This is a genomic window from Rhodococcus sp. 14-2470-1a (assembly GCF_002259425.1).
Lineage (GTDB): Bacteria > Actinomycetota > Actinomycetes > Mycobacteriales > Mycobacteriaceae > Rhodococcoides > Rhodococcoides fascians_E.
This window is the reverse complement of record NZ_NPFZ01000004.1, coordinates 12,959-32,736: the sequence shown is the minus strand read 5'-3', so window position 1 is coordinate 32,736 and position 19,778 is coordinate 12,959. Positions and strand designations below refer to the sequence as shown.

Genomic DNA, 19,778 nt, shown 5'->3' with positions numbered 1-19,778 from the left:
GACCGCTCTTGATTGTTCGGTACGCGAACACCGCGGTACCGAACATTCGATCGAGGGTGGGGAGGATTGCACCACATGGTTGTCGATCCCGACCACAGCCTGCCCCTCTCGGTCACCGACGTTCGCAGGCTCGTCACGTCCGTCGCGCACGCGGAGGCCGATCGTCCCGCCCTCGTGTTCGACGGTGTGACCGTCCGATTCGGTCAGCTGGCCGAGGCAGTGGACCGGCTGGACTCCAGCATGGGTGGAGTCCTCGGACCGGACGCGCTGTTCGCTCTGGTCCTGGGAGACCTGCTTCCCGCGACCTTCCAGTCCGACGAGGGTGCGTTCGACCGCGTTCTCACCGAGCTCGCCGCCTCGCTGTCCCGTCTCGTCGCCGCCCCCGAGTTCGACGGCGACGATGTCAGGCCGTCCGGCACGTTGCTCGACGAATTCGACGCTGTCGTGGAGAGCACACCGGACAGCCCTGCGGTGCGGTTTCGAGACCAGGTGTTGAGCTACGGAGAGCTGGATCGGAGAGCCGAGCAGGTGGCACGTCACCTCGTGTCGCTGGGTGCCGGGCCCGACCGAACCGTCGGCGTGGCCATGCATCGGTCGGTCGAGTTGATCGTGGCAATGTACGGAATCGTCAAGTCCGGCGCCGCCTATCTACCGTTGGACCCCGATCATCCGCGCGAGCGGCTCGACTACATCGTCGACGTCGCCGAGCCGGTACTGATCGTCACCGAGGACACCATCGCCCACCGGCTGCCGTCCGAAGTGCCCGTCGTCGATGTTCGAACCCTCCTGACCCACGGTTCCGACGCCCGTGACGGGGATCTGTCGGGACCGGCGCCGGACGACCTGGCCTATGTGATCTTCACGTCCGGATCGACCGGTCGGCCGAAAGGCGTCGGGGTCTCGCACCGCGCAATCGCCGCGAACCTGCACTGGCGACAGCGCCTGTACCGGCTGAACGCGCGGGACGTCGTCCTGCAGAAGACACCGTTCACCTTCGACGTGTCGGTGTGGGAGTTCTTCTGGCCGCTGCAAGTGGGTGCGACGCTCGTCGTCGCGGAGCCGGGTGGGCACACCGACCCCGAATACCTTGCGACGACCATCCGGTCCACCGACGTGACCGTCGCGCATTTCGTCCCGTCGATGCTGGCGGTGTTCGTCGATGTCGTCGGCGTAGAGGATATTTCGAGTCTCAGATACCTCTTCGCGTCGGGCGAAGAGCTCGGTGCCGCCACCGCAGCACGGTTCGCATCGCTGTCGGCTGCCGAGCTGCACAACCTGTACGGGCCGACCGAGGCCGCCGTCGACGTGACCGCGCACCACGTGACGGGGGCAGGCGACGGACCTGTACCCATCGGCGTAGCTGCCGACGACACCGAGCTGTATGTACTCGACGGTGCACTCGGCCCCGTGCCCGATGGGACGGTCGGAGAGTTGTACCTCGCCGGTATTCAACTGGCACGCGGATACGTCGGAAAATCGCAGCTCACTGCGGATCGGTTCGTGGCCGACCCATTCGGTTCAGGTCGACGCATGTATCGCACCGGGGACCTGGTCAAGTGGACCGACGGCGGGGTTCTGGTCTACCTCGGCCGCAGTGACTCCCAGGTCAAACTCCGCGGACTGCGGATCGAGCTCGGCGAAGTGGAAACCGTTCTGCAGCAGGATCCCTCCGTGCTTCAATGCGCGGTGATCGTGCGCGGCGACCGCCTGGTCGGATACGTGGTGCCGACGAGATCGTCCGAATTCGACGAGGAGGCGGCGACGGCCAGGCTGAAGGCGGTGCTTCCGGCGTACATGGTGCCGAGTGCCCTGGTGGAACTGGACGCGATGCCACTCGGACACTCCGGCAAACTCGATCGGCGAAGCCTTCCTGACCCCCCGGCCGAACGAACCGCCTTCCGCGCACCGGAATCCGACACGGAAATCGGTGTCGCGGAGGAGTTCGAGGTGCTCCTCGGTGTATCCGGCGTCGGGCTGGACGACGACTTCTTCGCCCTCGGTGGGAACTCGTTGGCGGCGACGCGTGCGGTGTCCCGTGTGAATTCTCGATTCGGCGTACGCACCGCCGTCCGTGACTTCTTCGACAACGCGACCGTGGAACAGTGGGCGACGGTCGTCGAGTTCGCCGCCGGTTCCGGGCCCGACGGCACCGCCGTGCTCGGGCGTCTGCCGGTGACCTACCCCGTCCCGCTCTCGGCTGCCCAACAACGAATGTGGTTCTCGGCCAGGCTCGACAGCGAGTCCGCCGCCGACAACATCGTGCTGGCGCTCGAACTGCGCGGGCCGCTGGATCCGACTGCTCTGACGGCAGCTGTCGGTGACGTGGTCGCTCGCCAGGCGGTACTGCGGACCACCTACCCGGAGGTCGACGGGACAGGCACCCAATCGGTGGCCGATCCAGGGCATGCCCCGATCGATCTGAGCGTCGTCGACGCGGATCCGTCGTCGGTGATGCGTCACCTGGAGCGGGCCGCCACGACGCCGTTCGACGTCACAGCCGCGCCGCCGTTCCGAGTCAGGTTACTGCGCACGGCATCCGAGCATCACGTCTTGATCTTCGTGGTCCATCACATCGCAGCCGACGGCTTCTCCATGCGCCCTCTTGCGTCGGATGTCACGGAAGCGTACGTCTCGCGCCTCGCTGGGCACGCGCCCGAGTGGATGCCGCTACCGGTGCAGTACACGGACTTCACGGTGTGGCAGCGAGCGCTGCTCGGGGCATCCGACGATTCGACGTCACTGGCTGCGGCTCAGGAAAGGTTCTGGTCGACGACACTCGCCGGTGCGACGGAGGAGACGATCGTCCCGACGGACAGGCCGCGAGGGCCAGTTCGGTCGGGATCGGGTGGACGTAGTTCCCGACGTCTCGATGCAGCCGTCCATCGGCGAATCGTCGAACTCGCCGGACGCCGGGGCGTCACTCCGTTCATGGTGGTGCACGCCTGCATCGCAGTGTTGTTGGCGCGGATGTCCGGTGAATCGGATGTCGTCGTGGGTACACCGGTTGCCGGCCGCGGTGAGACCGATCTCGACGCAGTCGTCGGCATGTTCGTGAACACGCTGGTGCTGCGGACGCCGGTGGACTCGTCGGCGACCTTCGACGACGTGTTGGCCCGAGTACGCGAGGTGGACCTGTCCGCGTTCGCTCACGCGGACCTTCCGTTCGACCGTGTGGTGGAGATACTGGACCCACCTCGTGTCTCTGGACGTCACCCGTTGTTCCAGGTGTTGTTGACCTTCCAGGACGGAGGCCGCGCGACCGTACAGGCGTCCGGACTTGCGCTGTCGCCCGTGGAGGTCGCCGTCCATGCCGCCAGATTCGACCTCGAACTGGTCTTCTCCGAAAGCTACTCCAGCTCCGGTGACCCGAACGGCATCGAATTCTCCATCACGTACGCGCGCGACATCTTCGATACGTCGACCGTCGACGCGCTGGCCGCTCGCGTTCGTCTTCTCCTCGACGTGGTGTCCGAGGATTCGACGGCGGTCGTCGGCGACATCGCTCTGATCGATGCCGCCGAGCGCCGCTGGTTGATCGACGAGATCAATTCGACCCATCACGAGTTCGACGAGACGTCGACGTTGGTGTCGATGTACGCTGCGCGCGCGGCAGCGTCGCCCGATGCCGACGCTCTGACGTGCGACGACGTCACTCTGACCTATCGGGAGTTCGACGCACGCGTGAACACGCTTGCGCGGTACCTGATCTCGCGAGGCGTCGGTCCGGAAACGCGAGTCGCGGTCTCGATGCATCGCTCCTTCGACCTCTTCGTGGCCATTTACGCCGTGCAGGCAGCTGGTGCTGCATACGTCCCGATGGATCCGGATCAGCCTGGAGAGCGGCAGCGGCACATCGTCACGGCGTCGAACGCTGTGCTGGTGCTGTCGAGGAACGAGGACCTTGTCGGCGCGTCGATCTCGAGCCAGGCGCTCGAAGCATCGAGTGTCCCGGCGGTGTCCGTGGACGAGATCGACCTGCGCGCCTTCTCGCCCGGACCGCTGACCGACGCCGATCGTCTCGGTACGCTCACCGCGGCGAACACTGCCTACGTTCTCTTCACGTCGGGATCGACGGGTGCCCCCAAGGGGGTGTCGGTCGACCACCGCGCCATCGTGAATCGGCTCGTCTGGATGCAGGAACAATACGGGTTGACCCGAGAGGACGTCGTCCTGCACAAGACTCCGGTGACGTTCGACGTGTCGGTGTGGGAGTTGTTCTGGCCGTTGCACATCGGTGCTCGAACGGTGATCGCGCGTCCGCACGGCCACCGTGATCCGAACTACCTGGCCTCGCTCCTGTCGTCCCAGCAGGTAACGGTCCTGCACTTCGTACCGTCGATGGCCGCCGTGTACGCCTCCGATAGGGCACCGGCGAACGTCGCGCCGCGATGGGTGTTCTGCTCGGGAGAAGCCCTGCCGTCCGCAACGGCATCGTCGCTGCAGACGGCACTGCCGGGTGCACGCGTGGTCAACCTGTACGGCCCCACGGAGGCTGCCGTCGACGTGACCCACCACGAGTTCTCCGACACCGACACCGACGGCGTACCGATCGGACGTCCCGTGTTCAACACTCGTGTGCACGTGCTCGATTCGAGGTTGCACCCGGTCCCCGTGGGTGGGCAAGGGGAGTTGTACCTCGGCGGCGTGCAACTCGCGCGCGGATACTCGAATCGTCCCGAGCTGACGGCCGACCGGTTCGTCGCCGACCCGTTCTCGATCGACGGGGCGAGGCTCTATCGCACGGGTGACGTCGTACGGATGCGCACCGACGGCGAGCTGGAATACCTCGGCCGCTCGGACTTTCAAGTCAAGCTGCGAGGGTTGCGCATCGAACTCGGGGAGATCGAGAACGTTCTTCTCCGCGACGGCTCGGTCCACCACGCCGTGGTGGATGTACGAGGTGACAGGCTCGTTGCCTACATCGTCCCCTCGCACGGGTCGTCCGTGGACACCGAACGGCTACGGGATGTGGCCGGGCGGGTACTGCCCGAATACATGGTTCCGTCGGCGTTCCTCGTGATCGGCGAGCTCCCGCTCGGACCGTCGGGCAAACTGAACAGGCGAGCGCTGCCGGAGCCGATGTTCGAGCGCACAGAGTTCACCGAGCCGCGTACTCGCGCCGAGCACGTAGTCGCCGAGGTCTACAGCAGCCTCCTGCGTGTCGATCGAGTCGGGCGCGACGACGAATTCTTCTCTCTCGGTGGCAACTCGCTTCTCGCCACTCAGGTGACCGCCCGGGTCGGCGCAGAACTCGACGTCGACCTCGATGTCCGCGCCGTGTTCGACGCACCGTCGGTGGCTGCCCTGGCAGCAGTGATCGATCGCAGCGTCGGGAAGAAGCGGCGCGCACCCCTGACGGCGCGCACACGTCCGGAACGAATACCGCTGTCCCTTGCGCAGCAACGAATGTGGTTCCTGGATCAGTTCGAACCGGACTCCGCCGCCTACAACATTCCCATCGTCGTCCGTCTCACCGGTGAGCTGAACGAGACAGCCCTCCGAACGGCCATCGACGACATCCGTGAACGCCACGAAACGCTACGCACCGTGTATCCGGATGTGGACGGTGTCGGCCACCAACGAATTCTGCGTATCGACGAGAGCCCGTTCGAGCTCGGTGTGGACACCTGCACCGAGAACGACGCGCTCGGACGCATCCGCGTGCTGGTGAACACGAGTTTCGCGCTGTCCGAAGCTCCGCCGTTCCGTGCCCATCTGTTCCGAGTCGGCGATACCGAAGGAATCCTCGCGGTCGTCGTCCACCACATCGCCGCCGACGGTTTCTCCATCGGTCCCCTCATGCGAGACATCGTGTACGCATACGCGGCACGAGTCGGAGGTCGGACACCGATGTGGGAGCCGATGAAGGTGCAGTACGCCGACTTCTCGGTGTGGCAGCGCGAGGTCCTCGGGGAGGAGAACGATCCGGAATCTCTGGTTCGCACGCAGATCGACTACTGGAAGCGGCGTCTCGCAGGGAGCCCCGAGCAGCTGGACCTACCGACCGACCGTCCTCGCCCGGTCGTGCAGTCCGAGCGCGGTGCCGTTCACCGCTTCGCGATCGGCGGTGCATTGCATCGCGCCGTCGTCGCGCTGGGCCTCGACGTGGGATGCACGCCGTTCATGGTCGTGCACGCAGCGTTCGCGATTCTGTTGGCACGTGCGGCGGCAACGGAAGACGTCACGATCGGAACGCCGATCGCAGGCCGTGGTGAGCGTGCGCTGGACGATGTGATCGGCATGTTCGTCAACACGCTCGTGCTCAGATCCGAGATCCGTCCCTCGGACACCGTGAGGCACGTGCTCGCGTCGACGCGCGAATCCGACCTCGACGCGTTCGCGAACTCGGACCTTCCGTTCGAGCGGCTGGTGGAGATACTCGATCCGACGAGGTCGACGGCGAGACAACCTCTGTTCCAGGTGATGCTCGCGTTCCAGAATCTCGAACGCACAAGCGTCGAGCTCCCGGAGATCCGCGCCGCGGGCGTCGAACTGGAAACCGGGCTGTCGAAGTTCGATCTGTACCTGACCATGTCGGAGGATTTCGACCGTTCCGGCGAACCCGCAGGAATGTCGGCTCAGTTCCTCTACCTGACCGAGCTGTTCGACGAAGACACCATCGCCGCAGCCGGACGGCGATTCGTCCGAATACTCGAGGCCATGGTCACCGATCGGTTCGCGGTCGTCGGTGACATCGACCTTCTCGACGACCACGAGACGACATCGGTTCTCACCGAATGGAACCGAACCGCGGTCGCTGCCCGCGAGGACATGCTCCTCGATCGATTCCGCCGGGTTGCCCAGAGGTCTCCCGATTCGATTGCGATTCGCCACGGTGACCACGAGATCTCCTACGCACAGTTCTCCGATCAGGTGAAGGCGCTGTCTCGGACGCTGCAACACGCAGGTGTCGGACCGGAGACCACCGTCGGTGTGGCAGTGTCACGGTCTTTCGAGTCGGTCCTCGCGGTGTACGCCGTGCTCGATGCCGGCGGTGCCTACGTACCGATCGATCCGCAGCAACCGATCGAGCGCCTGCACTACGTTCTGGAGGCGTCCGAAGCCTCAGTCGTTCTCGTCGACGGTGCTGCGTCGAGCGTGGAGTTGTCGAAGGCGACAACCGGGGTCGTCACCATCGACGTGCACCACACGGTCGAGAGCGAACCGAACGCGACTGTGTCGGTCCATCGACACCATCCGGACGTCGCGGCGTACGTGATCTTCACGTCCGGGTCGACCGGCAGGCCGAAGGGTGTGGTGGTCAGCCACCGCGCCGTCGTCAATCGGCTGGACTGGATGCAGCAGTGCTATCCACTGGGCACCGACGATGTCGTGGTCCACAAGACTCCGCTGACGTTCGACGTGTCTGTGTGGGAGCTGTTCTGGCCGCTCGGGATCGGGGCGACGCTGGTGATCGCGGATGCGGACGGTCACCGCGACCCCACCTATCTTGCACGGCTGATCGAGACGCACTCCGTCACCGTCGCGCACTTCGTACCGTCGATGCTCGCGGTGTTCACCGCTCATCCGGACGCGCGGTCGGCGCGAAGGCTGCGGCGGATCTTCGCATCCGGAGAAGCGCTCCCCGCTGCCACAGTGCGTGCGACATCGGAGATTCTGGCTGGAACCGACCTCGTCAACCTGTACGGACCCACCGAGGCCGCCGTCGATGTCACCCGGTACGACATCGTCGACTCCGCTGCGCCGACCGTACCCATCGGCCGGCCGGTCTCGAACACCCGTGTGTACGTGCTCGATTCGCGCTTGAACCCGGTATGGCCCGGTGTAGTGGGGGAGCTGTATCTGGCAGGGGTACAACTCGCCAGAGGCTATGCGACGAGACCGACACTGACTTCCGAGAGGTTCGTCGCCGACCCGTTCGATTCGACGGGCGGACGACTCTATCGGACTGGAGATCTGGTGCGGTGGAACCCCGTCGGTGAACTCGACTACGTGGGCCGCAGCGATTTCCAGGTGAAACTTCGAGGCCAGCGCATCGAATGCGGTGAGGTCGAGGCTGCAGTGCTCACTCATCCCAACGCTCGCCAGGCCGTCGTGGTACTGCACACCGACGCAATCGTCGGTGACTCCTTGGTGGCGTACGTCGTACCCGAGGACGGGGCGAGCATCGACGCAGCGGACATCCGTGCGGCTACTGCGCGCTTCGTCCCCGACTACATGGTTCCGACGTCGATCGTCGTCGTCGACCGGCTGCCGGTCGGTCCGAACGGCAAGCTCGACCGTCGGGCGCTGCCCGCGCCCGCGGTCCAGGTGCGGACGCACAGGGCGCCGTCGACTCCCGTCGAGGAGATCGTCGCCTCGACCTACTCGGACATGCTCGGCGCACCCCGAGTGGGTCTGGACGACGATTTCTTCGCCCTGGGCGGGAACTCGCTGATCGCAACCCAGGTGGTGGCGCGGTTGGGAGCAGAGCTGTCCACCGACGTTCCCCTTCGGATGTTGTTCGACGCTCCGGGAGTCGAGGTCCTCGCAGGACGAATCGAGCGGGAGACCACGCGGTCGGTCCGAGGCGTTCTGGCGCGACGACCGGACCACGACACCCCGGCTCCGCTGTCCCTACCGCAGCAACGCATGTGGTTCCTCAACCGACTCGATCCTCGTTCGGCAGCGAACAACGTGCCCGCGCTGATCCGGATAACAGGAAACCTCGACGTCGGAGCCCTGGTCGAGGCCTTTCACGACGTCACGACCCGACACGAGATCCTACGGACGCGCTACCCCGACGTCGACGGGGTCGGCTTCCAGTTCGTCGAACCCCACCGTTCGGTTGCACTACGTGTGGAGCACAGTGACTCCGCGTCGACTACCGCGCGAGTCCTCGAGATGGTGTCTCGTGGATTCGACGTGACCGAGACGGTTCCCGTACGCGCGGTTCTGCTGCGGGAGTCCGCAGACGAGCACGTCCTCGTCGTCGTCGCCCACCACATCTCCGTGGACGGATTCTCGGTAGGTCCGCTCACCCGGGACCTGGCGCGCGCGTACGCAGCTCGGGCGTCCGGCAACGAACCCGCATGGGATCCTCAGCCCCTGCAGTATGCGGACTTCGCAGTCTGGCAGCGCAATTTCGTCGGCTCCGAAAACGATCCCGCATCGCCCGCGTCGCGTCAGATCGACTACTGGGTCCGGCAGCTCTCGGACGTGCCTGCCGAAATCGAGTTGCCGCGCAGCAGTTCTCGCGCGACGACGACGGCCGCTGCCGAGGAACGGGCAGGCGCCGTCGTCGTGTCCATCGATCGGTCGACGCGAGATGCGGTGGCAACGTACGCCAGAGGCGTCGGGGCAACTCCGTTCATGGTCATGCACGCCGCCCTCGCCGTGGTGTTGTCGCGAATGTCCGCCAACGAGGACATCACCGTCGGAACCGTTGTCGCGGGTCGTGGGGACAGTCGCCTCGACGAGATGATCGGTATGTTCGTCAACACTCTCGTTCTGCGCACCCGGGTCGATCCGGCCGCGAACTTCGACCGGTTCGTGGCCGACGTACGTGAAACCGATCTGTCCGCGTTCGCCAACGCCGACGTGCCGTTCGAGCGAATCGTCGATGTGACGGATCCGCACCGAATCCGCGGCAGACACCCGCTCTTCCAGGTGATGTTCGTGTTCCAGAACCTCGCTCGGATCGACTTGGAGTTGCCCGACCTGACCATCAGCGGGGTGGAATTCGATTCCGTCGAGGCGAAATTCGATCTGCAGGTGACGGTGGCCGACGCCTACGACGCCGGTGACGTGGCCGGGTGGGACGTCGAATTCGTGTACGCCGCGGATGCACTGGATCGAGCCACGGTGCAGCGCATCGCCGACGCCTACGCACGTGCTGCGTCCGCGCTCGTGGAGCAGGCGCACGAGCCGCTGGGGGACGTGACGCTGCTTCCGGCTGCGGAGCTGGAGCTCGCACTCGTCACCGAGACAACCGACGACCCGATGCCGTCCGCATTCTCCACGTTGGTCGACCGGTTCCATGCCATGGCCGGAGAGGTACCCGATCGCGTTGCACTGCGTGACGGGGGCAGATCCTGGACTTACCGAGATGTCGCGGCGAAAGCGAACGTGATCGCTCGCGAACTGATCGCGCTGGGTGCACGCCCGGAAGCTACGGTCGCTGTGTCGCTGCCCCGATCGGCGGACCTCGTGGTCGCGCTGCTCGCCGTGGTCACCTCGGGCGCCGCGTACCTCCCCATCGATCCGGACCACCCGGACGATCGGGTTCGTTTCGTCCTCGACGATTGCGCCCCGGTCGCGGCCGTGTACCAGGGCGTCGACTCACGCTTCGGTGGACTGCCTGCCGTCGACATGGCGGCTGTCGCTCCTACCGCGGCCGAGGTGGATCGGCGCTCCGAGGCGACAGTGACCGATGCAGAACGGCATTCGTCGTTGCGTCGTGGGTCGCTCGCGTACGTCATCTACACGTCGGGATCGACGGGGCAGCCGAAAGGCGTCGGAGTCACCCATGACAACGTGCTGACCCTCTTCGAGAAGACGAACGACGTCTTCGAGTTCGGAGCGACCGACGTCTGGACGATGTTCCACTCGTTCGCATTCGATTTCTCCGTGTGGGAGATGTGGGGAGCCCTCCTTCACGGCGGCACGCTCGTCGTGGTCGATCACTACACCGCTCGTTCTCCCGAGGTGTTTCGGGAACTACTCGCCTCCGAGCGTGTCACAGTTCTCAATCAGACGCCGTCGGCGTTTCAACGGTTGGTCGACGTGGACACCGAGTCGTCGACGGAACTCGTTCTCCGGCACGTGCTGTTCGGGGGAGAAGCGCTCGAACCGCGGCGTCTGCGCACGTGGTTCGGCAGGCACGGCGACGGCGAAGCCCGTGGTCCTGCACTGTTCAACCTGTACGGAATCACGGAGACGACGGTGCATGTCACTGTCCGGCGAATCGCTGCATCCGACGTCGAGTCCGGCTCGATAATCGGGATGCCGATTGCGGGCCTGTCCGTACACGTACTCGATCGTCGCCTGCATCCCGTGCCGGTAGGCGTCGAAGGCGAACTCTACGTGGGTGGCTCTCAAGTGACCCGCGGCTATCTGGAACGACCGGGCTTGACAGCGACGCGTTTCGTAGCAAACCCCTTCGGGGACGGCGAACCTCTCTATCGCACCGGTGACCGGGTCCGATGGGTGGTCTCCGGGAAGACCGGCGAGCTCGAATTCTCGGGTCGAGCCGATCAACAGGTCAAGGTCCGTGGTTACCGTATCGAACTCGGTGAGGTGGAAGCAGCGACTGCGGCCCATCCCTCGGTAGCCACAGCGGTTGCCGTCGTGCGGGAGGACCCACCGCTCGGGCCTCGGGTCGTCGCGTACGTCGTACGTGCGGCCGGTGCGTCTGAAGACCTCGACTCGATCCGTCGAACCGTAGGAGAACGACTGCCCGACTACATGATTCCGTCCAGTTTCGTCGAACTCGAAGATCTGCCCCTCACCGTCAACGGCAAGCTCGACCGGCGCGCACTGCCTGCACCGACCGTCGTCGACACGACGTACCGCGCCCCGTCCACCGCCGTGGAAGAAGCGGTGGCGGAGGCATTCTCGGCCGTCCTCGGTAACGACCGGGTCGGCTCGGACGACGACTTCTTCGCGCTGGGCGGCAACTCGTTGGTCGCGACCCAGGTCACCGCCCGACTGGGCGCTGCTCTGGACACCGAGGTCGACCTACGAGCGCTGTTCGAAGCGCCCACGGTGTCGGCTCTCGCGGCGAGGATCGCGTCCCAGGTCGGGACGGGCAGGCGTCGAACACTGGTGTCTCTCGGTAGACCCGACACGCTTCCGCTCTCCCCGGCGCAGCAACGCATGTGGCTGCTCGCTCGACTCGACCCGACGTCCACGGACTACAACATCGCGTTCGCGCTGCGAGCGAGCGGCACCCTCGACGTCCACGTCCTGCGTCGGGCCGCAGACGACGTCGTCGGTCGCCACGAGACCCTGCGAACGTACTATCCCGACATCGACGGCGTCGGCACGCAGGTCGTTCTTCCACGCGCGGATGCAGCAATCGACTTCGTGGTCGAAGAGATCACGGGTGACGACGTCGTCGATCGTGTACGCGAGATACTCGCGACCCCGTTCGACGTCACCGCGTCGGTCCCGGTGCTCCTGCGTGTTCTCGAGGTGACGCCCACCGAGCACGTCATGGTGTTCGTCACCCACCACGTCGCAGCTGACGGTTTCTCGATGGCACCGCTGACGCGCGATCTGCTGATCGCGTACAACGCACGCATTCGCGGCACGGAGCCGTCGTGGACACCGCTCGACGTTCAGTATGCGGACTACGCGCTGTGGCAGCTCGAGGCGCTGGGGTCGACCGACGACCCGGACTCGCTGGTGTCACGGCAGGAGTCGTACTGGAGGACTGCACTGGACGGACTGCTCGAGCAGCGGGGTGTGCCCGTCGACCGAGCACGGGGCGTGGGCGTCGGTCGAGTCGGTGCCGAGTACCGCTTCGTCGTCGACGCGGACTTGCGGTCGGCCCTCGACACGCTGGCTCGTCGTCATGGCGTGACGCTGTTCATGACACTGCACGCTGCCCTCGCCGTTGTTGTGGCCAGACTGTCCGGCGATGCCGACATCGCCGTGGGGACACCGGTTGCGGGACGCGGGGACTCGGCCCTCGACGACATGGTGGGGATGTTCGTCAACACCGTGGTCCTGCGAACACCGCTCGACGGATCCGAGACCGTCGGCGACGTGCTTGCCCTGGTGCGCGAGACCGACCTGAATGCGTTCTCGCACGCCGATGTGCCGTTCGATCGCATCGTCGACATGCTCGACCCACCGCGATCGAGGTCTCGATCGCCGTTCTTCCAGGTGCTGCTCGCACTACAGAATCACGCGACCACCGTTCTCGAACTTCCGAATCTGGCCGTGTCCGCACTCGAGGCGGAAGAACACGTCGCGAGATACGACCTTCAGTTCGTGTTCTCGGATGCGGTTGCATCCGATGGGCGAGCCGAATCCGCGTGCTCGTTGATCTATGCGACCGACCTGTACGACGAGTCCACGGTGGTCCACGTCGCCGAGGTGTTGTTGTCGGTTCTGCGTTCGTTCGGGATCGCCGACGACGCCGTCGTCGGCGACATCGAGATCGCCCAGCCCGCCCCGCCTCCACCCGAGCCCCGCGATGCCGACTCGAGCCTGGCCGCCCAGCGCACGATGGCGGCGATGTTCGACGCAGCGGTCGAAGCGGAACCGGGTGCGCCGATGATCGTCGACATAGACGGCGAGCAGTCCTACGTCCGGACTTCGGACCACGTCGCGCAGTTGGCCCGCTTGCTGATGTCCGAGGGCGTCGGCCGGGGGACACCCGTGACGATCCATCTCCCGTTCTCCGAGCAGGGCGTCTGCGCAATCCTTGCTGTCTGGTCAGCCGGAGGCGCGGTGTCTCTCGACGCCGGCGAGGTCGCGGTCGGTGTAGGTTTCTCGGATCCGTCCGGCTCGGCGCTTCCCTGGATCTCCGTCGACGACGCGAGCCTGTCCGGCCGATCGACGCGGCCGGTCGACCGGGGCGTACGAGGCTTCGGTATCGACCCCGACGACACGGCCGTCATCTCCGGCGGGGAAGTGGTCACGCACCATCGGCTGGCGCAGTCGGCGTCGACGTCAGGGCGAACCTTCGCCGTCGACCACGAGGCACGCCTGCTGACCGTCGATCGTGACGCACGCTCGGTGACTCGGCCAGATCGACGACACTTTCTCGGGGATCGCGACGTCCTGACGGTGGCCGTCGCGGCCGCGACGGGAGCTGCGCTCGTGATGGACGACCGGAGTGCCCAGGTGCCCGACCTCATCGACGACACTTGGGCAACGCACGTCGTTCACGGCAGTGGCGCCGACGTGGACCTCGGTGGGACGGATGTCGTGGACGTGGTCATCGACCACCCGTGGGCGCAGTAGCGGCGGGTCAGGACTGTGGAGCGCACTCCAAGGGGTGCGAGTCCGGGTACGTGGGATCCAACGCGCGACTGATCATGTAGAACACATCCGGATCACGCGTCAGACCCATGTGCGACGCCGTGTTGCCGGGGCAGATGTCCTGGACCCACTCGTTCTTCACCTGGCCGGTACCGCCGTCGTTCAGGAAGGTTCGCTCCGGAGGCGTCACGACCTCGTCCTTGCGGGTTGCGATCACGGTGTACTCGACACCGGGCATGACTTCGCTACCGGCGTTGAGCTTCTTCAACAAGGGCGAACCGATGAGCTGTTGTGTGCCCGCGATTCCGAACACCAGTTGCGACGTCAGATCGCGGGGAAGCCCGAACGATGCCGCGAGGAGGTACAGCTGCTGCAGCCCGTTGAAGCTGGTTCCGTGGTTGGTGGCGCCGAGAGTGATGACCTGGTTCACCTTGCTGCGCGACGCGTCGGATGCATCGGCACCACCGTTGAACTTGAGGTACTGCCGCGAGACCGTGCCTCCCTGCGAATGTCCGACGAGATCGACCTGGGAAGCGCCGGTGCTCGACAGGACCAAGTCGACGAATTGGCCGAGCTCGCTCGCTGACTGCTCGATGTCGTCGATTCCCCAGACGAGGCGACTGTGGTCCCACATCACCGGCATCGCGCCGTAGTTGAGAGCGAACACGCAGTAGCCCTGACCAGCGAGCTCGGGCGAAAGTTTCGGCCAGCTCTCCTGCATGTCGGTGTCGGTTCCGTGGACCAGGATGACCGGGCGAGGATGCGCTTCGGAGGGCTTGCACGAGAAGTCGTTCGCGCCTTCGGGAGGCGTACCCATGCGCTCCAGGGACAACGGCTCTGGTTCGACTCCCGGCTGCGCGGACGCAGTCGGTGCGCCGATCACAGCAGCGAGTCCGACCAGGGCACACATTGAAACGAGTGCACGTAGTGACCGCGTCGTGAAGAAAGCTCGGCCGCGTCGTACGCATGCGTTCAACTGCTTGCTCCTTGTTGGTTGGTCCACTGCGGTTCGTCCATCCCCTGCAGTTTGCTTCAGGTCGCTTCGACCAGTTCTGTGTCCAGCAGAAGCGCGTCCGATGCCGTCATCGGAGAGAGCGACAATTGTCGCCCGTCGGATCGGCACATCTACCCAGCATTGCGAGACATGCGGGTAAATGCAAATGGCTACCAGCCGAAAGTGTGATATTTCAAGCCTCCACGCACCTCACCGGCATGCGCGGCAACCGCTCGTGCCCATTGGCCGCGTGAAACTTTGGTGACGAATGAGGGAACCAGAGGATTTCCCAGTATCAGTAGCGTCCACCAGTAAGCGACCCGCCGAACGCTGACCGGAGGGCAGCCTCGGGCGCGGTATTCGCCCTGCAGCCTCGCGAATCCGTACCCCAGCTTGTAGGACTGCCGAAGCAATGGCCGCAACTCCTCGCGCAGCCTGTAGGCGACCTCGGCCACCGGTAGGAATCCGAAGGTGTACCCGGCCAATTGTGCTCGCCAGCAGAACTCGACGTCCTCGCTGGCGTGATAGGAGGTGTCCATCCCTCCCAGGTCACGCCACACGCCCGTCCAGGCCCCCATGCTGGCGCCGATGGCGTGAGGCAGAAACGTGGTCCGTCCCTGCCGCTCGGCGGGCATGGACGGCGTCCAGGACATTGCCTTCGCGGTGTTGATTCCCGCGGTCTCCACAGCCGTTCCGACGACGTCGAAATCCTGCGCGAAGCCGACAAGTGAACTGATCCAGTTCTCGTGGACTATGTCGTCCGCATCACAGAAGGCGAGAAATTCGCCCGATGCGTGCCGTGCGCCGCAGTTTCGGGCGAACGACACACCTGCCTGCTCGGAAGCGTCGATGTACTGAATTTTCATACGAGTATTGAGCGAATGGTCGGATATGTGGCGCCTCAGTAAATCGCCGACTCCGTTGTCGGCTACTACGACTTCGAATTCCCCCAAATAATTTTGCTGTGCCAATCCGTCGAGTTGTTCGTCGAGTTGGCTGAGAATTCCATTCATCGGAATTACGACGGAAACAGTCGGGCGAACAGTTCGGTGCGCGTCGATTGTCATATCGACAGCATAAAAGAAAACTGCTCAGGCGGAACTGGACGCCTGACGGTAACCGCGGATGGCCGGGTAGAGGAACACGATCACCAGACCGAAGGACCACGCGAGAGTCTGCAGGACGGGCGTCAGTGTCGGTCCGCCCAGAGCGAAGGCACGCATCGCATCCACCGCACACGACATGGGCTGCGCTGCAACCACAGGCTGCAGCCAAGTCGGGTACGCCGCCACCGGCACGAACCCGGAGTTGAAGAAGAGCAGCAGAGTGCACAGAATCGAGACCAACTCGACCAGCGGCGCGTCTCGTGACACGGTGGCCAGAAACGTCACCAGGACCGCGAACCCGATCCCGAACGCGATGGGTAGAAGCACGAGGCCCAGTCCGGCCAGCAAGCCCTGGTTGAGCCGGAATCCGAGCGCGAACCCCATGGCGATGATCACCAGCGTGGTCACGAACACACGCACGGCCTCGGCCATCATCCGACCCACCAAGCCGGCTGCACGGTGGGTGGGCAGAGTCCAGAAACGCGGCAGCAACCCGTTCATGCGTTCTTGCTTGAGGCCCACTGCACTGACGATGGAGCCGAACATTGCGCCGATGAGCACGATGAGAGGCACCTGGCCGTACACGGCGGGCTGCCCGGTGGCCATCGAAATCGAGTCCCCGAGTACCACTCGGAACATCAGAAGCATCAATGCCGGGTAGAGCATGGCCTGAATCATGGTCGTAGGGTCTCTCGACCAACGCTTGAGCAAGCGAGTGCACTGGATGGTGCTGTGGACGAACAGAGCACGTGCCGACGACTCCGGCAGCATCGTCGTGGGCTCCGGAAACCCGAACGTCTCACGGGTAGCGGCGCGCGGCTGAATGTCGGTCATGATCAGTCTCTCCGTCGCAGGCTCGCCCACAGGGCAAGTGGAACGAGCACAAGGGTAAGGCCGACGATCCAGAGAACGGCGGGGAGCACGACCGACAGCTGGACCGTCCCGTCGGCCATGTCCCTCATCGCTGCCGCGAACTGTGAAATCGGCTGATTACGCACGAACGGGCGAATCCACTCGGGAAAGCCGGACTCCGGAACGAACCCTGTCGACGCCATACCCAGGATCAACTGCGGCAACGTCAGCGCCTGACTGGTGGCTTCCGGGCTCTTCGAGAGAGTTCCGATCGCATCGGCGCCGAAGGACAGCACGGTACTGATTGCCAGCGCCATGGCGCCGAACATGACGGCCTGGTCGAACCCCGCGCTGAATCGAAACCCGATGACGTGCCCGTAGATCAGAGCGGCAGTCAGAGTCACCGTCGACCGGAGGAACGCACTCGTCATTCGTGCCATGAGAGGAGCGCCGATGACGACCGGCATGGTCTTCAGGCGGGTGGACAGACCCGTCAGGGTCTCCGTCGAGGCTCGCTGCGCCGAGGAAATCGCAGTGAACGCCATTGCCTGCAGAACGATGATCGGCATGAGGAACTGCGCGTAGTCGATCCCCTGGAACTGCATGACGAACTTCAGCGGCAGGAAGAAGCCCAGCGTGAAGATCAGGGGTGCGAGGACTGCGATGAACAGCTCACCTTTGCGGACCATGGTTCGGACTGTCCGCGCGGTGAGGACTTTCCACTGTACGAACCCCGAGGGCTCGAAACGAGCCTTGGCACGGGTGCGGCCGGTCGGCGTTGCCGAGGTCGAGGCAGCAGCCACCGTCGAGTCTCGAGAAGTCGTGGTCACTGCGTGGCGGCGGTGTTGGAGTGGCCGGTCAGGGAGAGAAAGACGTCGTCCAGAGACGGCCGGCGCAGTGCGATGTCCGCCAAGGGAATGCCTGCATGGTCGATTCGACGAAGAACCTCGGACAAAGTGGCAGCACCGTCCGGAGCAGGGATGGAGACGCGGTCTGCGCCGGGCGCGAGTTCCCGTGCCACGACGCCGGGCACCAATTCGCCCAGAATCCTCACAACCTCCGGCAGGCGATTCGGATCGACCGGGACAACTTCACAGAAGTTGCCTCCCGTCATCGCCTTGAGCTGATCCGACGTTCCCTCCGCGATCACCGTTCCCTTGTCGATGACGATGATGTTGTCGCTCAGAACGTCGGCTTCCTCCAGGTACTGCGTGGTGAGCAGCACGGTGATGCCCTGCGCTTTGAGTGCCTCGACCAGTGACCAGACGCCCTGACGGCTGCGCGGATCCAGCCCCGTCGTCGGTTCGTCGAGAAACACGACCTCCGGACGAACGACCAGACCACATGCGATGTCGATGCGGCGGCGCATTCCACCGGAGTATCCGCGCACCGGTCGTTTGCCGGTGTCCGCCAGGTCGAATTCCTCGAGCAACGCGTGGGCGCGGGCCTTCGACGCCTTCTTGTCCAGGCCCATCAGTCGACCGAACAGCTCGATGTTCTCCCGTCCGGACAGAGTGTCGTCGAGGGCGGCGTACTGGCCCGTCATCATGATGGACCTGCGGACCGCAGGTGCATCGGTCACGACGTCGTGGCCCGCGACGAGTGCCCTGCCGGTGTCCGGTTTGATCAGTGTCGCCAGAACTTTGACCGTGGTCGTCTTACCAGCGCCGTTGGGGCCGAGTATTCCGAGAACGGTCCCCTTGGGAGCCGAGAAGCTGATGCCTCGGAGGGCGTGCACGTCGTCGAAAGATTTGTGGACGTCTTCGACCAGTACAGCTACGTCCTCGGGAAAGGGCATCGATACTCCGTGCGGTCGGTGGTGCAGTCGGGTTCTTCTGAAGAAGGGATTCGGTGAGCGCGTACCCGTCAGTTCAATCCAGGCACCGGACCGAAATGTTACCTGCCGGGAAAGACGGCGATTTCACATCGCTCACGACCACTCGATTCCAATTTCGTCCTCGACGTCCAGTTCGCGGCACAGAGATCGAATGCCGCTGTAGTCCTGGACGAGGTGCTCCCGGCTCCCGTCGTCGACGATGTCGCGAAGCATCGCCTCGAATCCGTCGACTTTCTCGGCACCGAGAATTGCTTCCCACGTCGAGAAGTCCGTGCTCGAGAACGCCTTCATGCCCTGGGCGAGGCCGTCGAGGAACAGTCTGCGATCACGGTCGTCCAGTGTGCCGAAGACGATCTTGGCCATCTCGTCGGCGATCGAGGCATGGCAGTACTCGTCGCGATTGTGGAGCTTCACCGTTGCGCGATTCACCGGTTGGATGATGTCGTCGTCCTCGATCAAGTCCAGGTAGGAGGTTATCGAGATCTCCGCGACAGTCGTGTACGCGAGGGCGCTCAATGCAGCAGCTCCGGAGTTCGCCGCACCGAGCTGCGCGGCGCGTTGAGCACGGACTGTCGCGCTGAACGGGAGTTGTCGCTCGGGCATCGCCCATCCGCGCTGACGACGGGTGAGCGCGCTCGCGTTCAGATGCATGAGGGTGTGGTACTGCTCGTCGACCATCGCCTGCGTGACAGCGATCGCGAGGACGTCACCCATTCCGGTGTCGAACACGTCCTGGGCAAGGAGTGAGAAGCCCGGATTGACCACGTGCTGTTCCACGTCCATGACGTTCTTGTTGAACGCGATCCAGCCCCAGGCCCGGATCCGTTTCCGCTTCTCGTCCGGCAGCGAGAGGTACACGTCGTGTTCCGCAAACGGGATCAGAGCTTCCGGGAAGTCGTGCTTGGCATGGTCGAACAGGTCGTCCAGTTCGGGTTCGGGCTTCTTGACCGTGGCCCGATTGGCCCAGTTGCCGGCCAGCCTCGACACGATCGCGCTCTCCACTGGATCGTCCGGGTCGTACTCGGGCAGTGATGGATTGTCGATCATGACCGGT

The 19,778-nt window shown here is 64.6% G+C and carries 7 protein-coding genes; 1 reads left to right on the top strand and 6 read right to left on the bottom strand.

What is annotated here, in order from left to right; all coding sequences use genetic code 11:
* The first annotated feature begins 75 nt into the window (after positions 1 to 75).
* Complete coding sequence (locus CH292_RS01720) at positions 76 to 13,917, top strand: non-ribosomal peptide synthetase (RefSeq protein ID WP_094653846.1); 13,842 nt, start codon at positions 76 to 78, stop codon at positions 13,915 to 13,917.
* 7 nt (positions 13,918 to 13,924) lie between these two features.
* On the opposite strand, the gene CH292_RS01715 is transcribed toward CH292_RS01720, so the two are convergent.
* The 6 genes from CH292_RS01715 to CH292_RS01690 all read right to left on the bottom strand — a co-directional run bounded on the left by CH292_RS01715 (position 13,925) and on the right by CH292_RS01690 (position 19,771).
* The gene (locus CH292_RS01715) at positions 13,925 to 14,845 is read right to left on the bottom strand and encodes an alpha/beta fold hydrolase (protein WP_020111169.1); all 921 of its coding nucleotides are present in this window, start codon (positions 14,843 to 14,845) and stop codon (positions 13,925 to 13,927) included.
* Between the two features lie 254 nt (positions 14,846 to 15,099).
* On the bottom strand, positions 15,100 to 15,996 hold the full coding sequence (locus CH292_RS01710; RefSeq protein ID WP_094653845.1) for a glycosyltransferase family 2 protein: 897 nt from the start codon (positions 15,994 to 15,996) through the stop codon (positions 15,100 to 15,102).
* 24 nt (positions 15,997 to 16,020) lie between these two features.
* Complete coding sequence (locus CH292_RS01705) at positions 16,021 to 16,869, bottom strand: ABC transporter permease (protein ID WP_027498700.1); 849 nt, start codon at positions 16,867 to 16,869, stop codon at positions 16,021 to 16,023.
* A 2-nt stretch (positions 16,870 to 16,871) separates the two neighbouring features.
* Positions 16,872 to 17,690: an ABC transporter permease gene (locus CH292_RS01700; protein WP_020111165.1), complete on the bottom strand. Its 819-nt coding sequence runs from the start codon at positions 17,688 to 17,690 to the stop codon at positions 16,872 to 16,874.
* A gap of 23 nt (positions 17,691 to 17,713) precedes the next feature.
* Positions 17,714 to 18,685, bottom strand: coding sequence for a daunorubicin resistance protein DrrA family ABC transporter ATP-binding protein (locus CH292_RS01695; RefSeq protein ID WP_020111164.1), 972 nt, complete (start codon positions 18,683 to 18,685; stop codon positions 17,714 to 17,716).
* Between the two features lie 132 nt (positions 18,686 to 18,817).
* Positions 18,818 to 19,771, bottom strand: coding sequence for a diiron oxygenase (locus CH292_RS01690; protein WP_094653844.1), 954 nt, complete (start codon positions 19,769 to 19,771; stop codon positions 18,818 to 18,820).
* Positions 19,772 to 19,778: the final 7 nt, after the last annotated feature.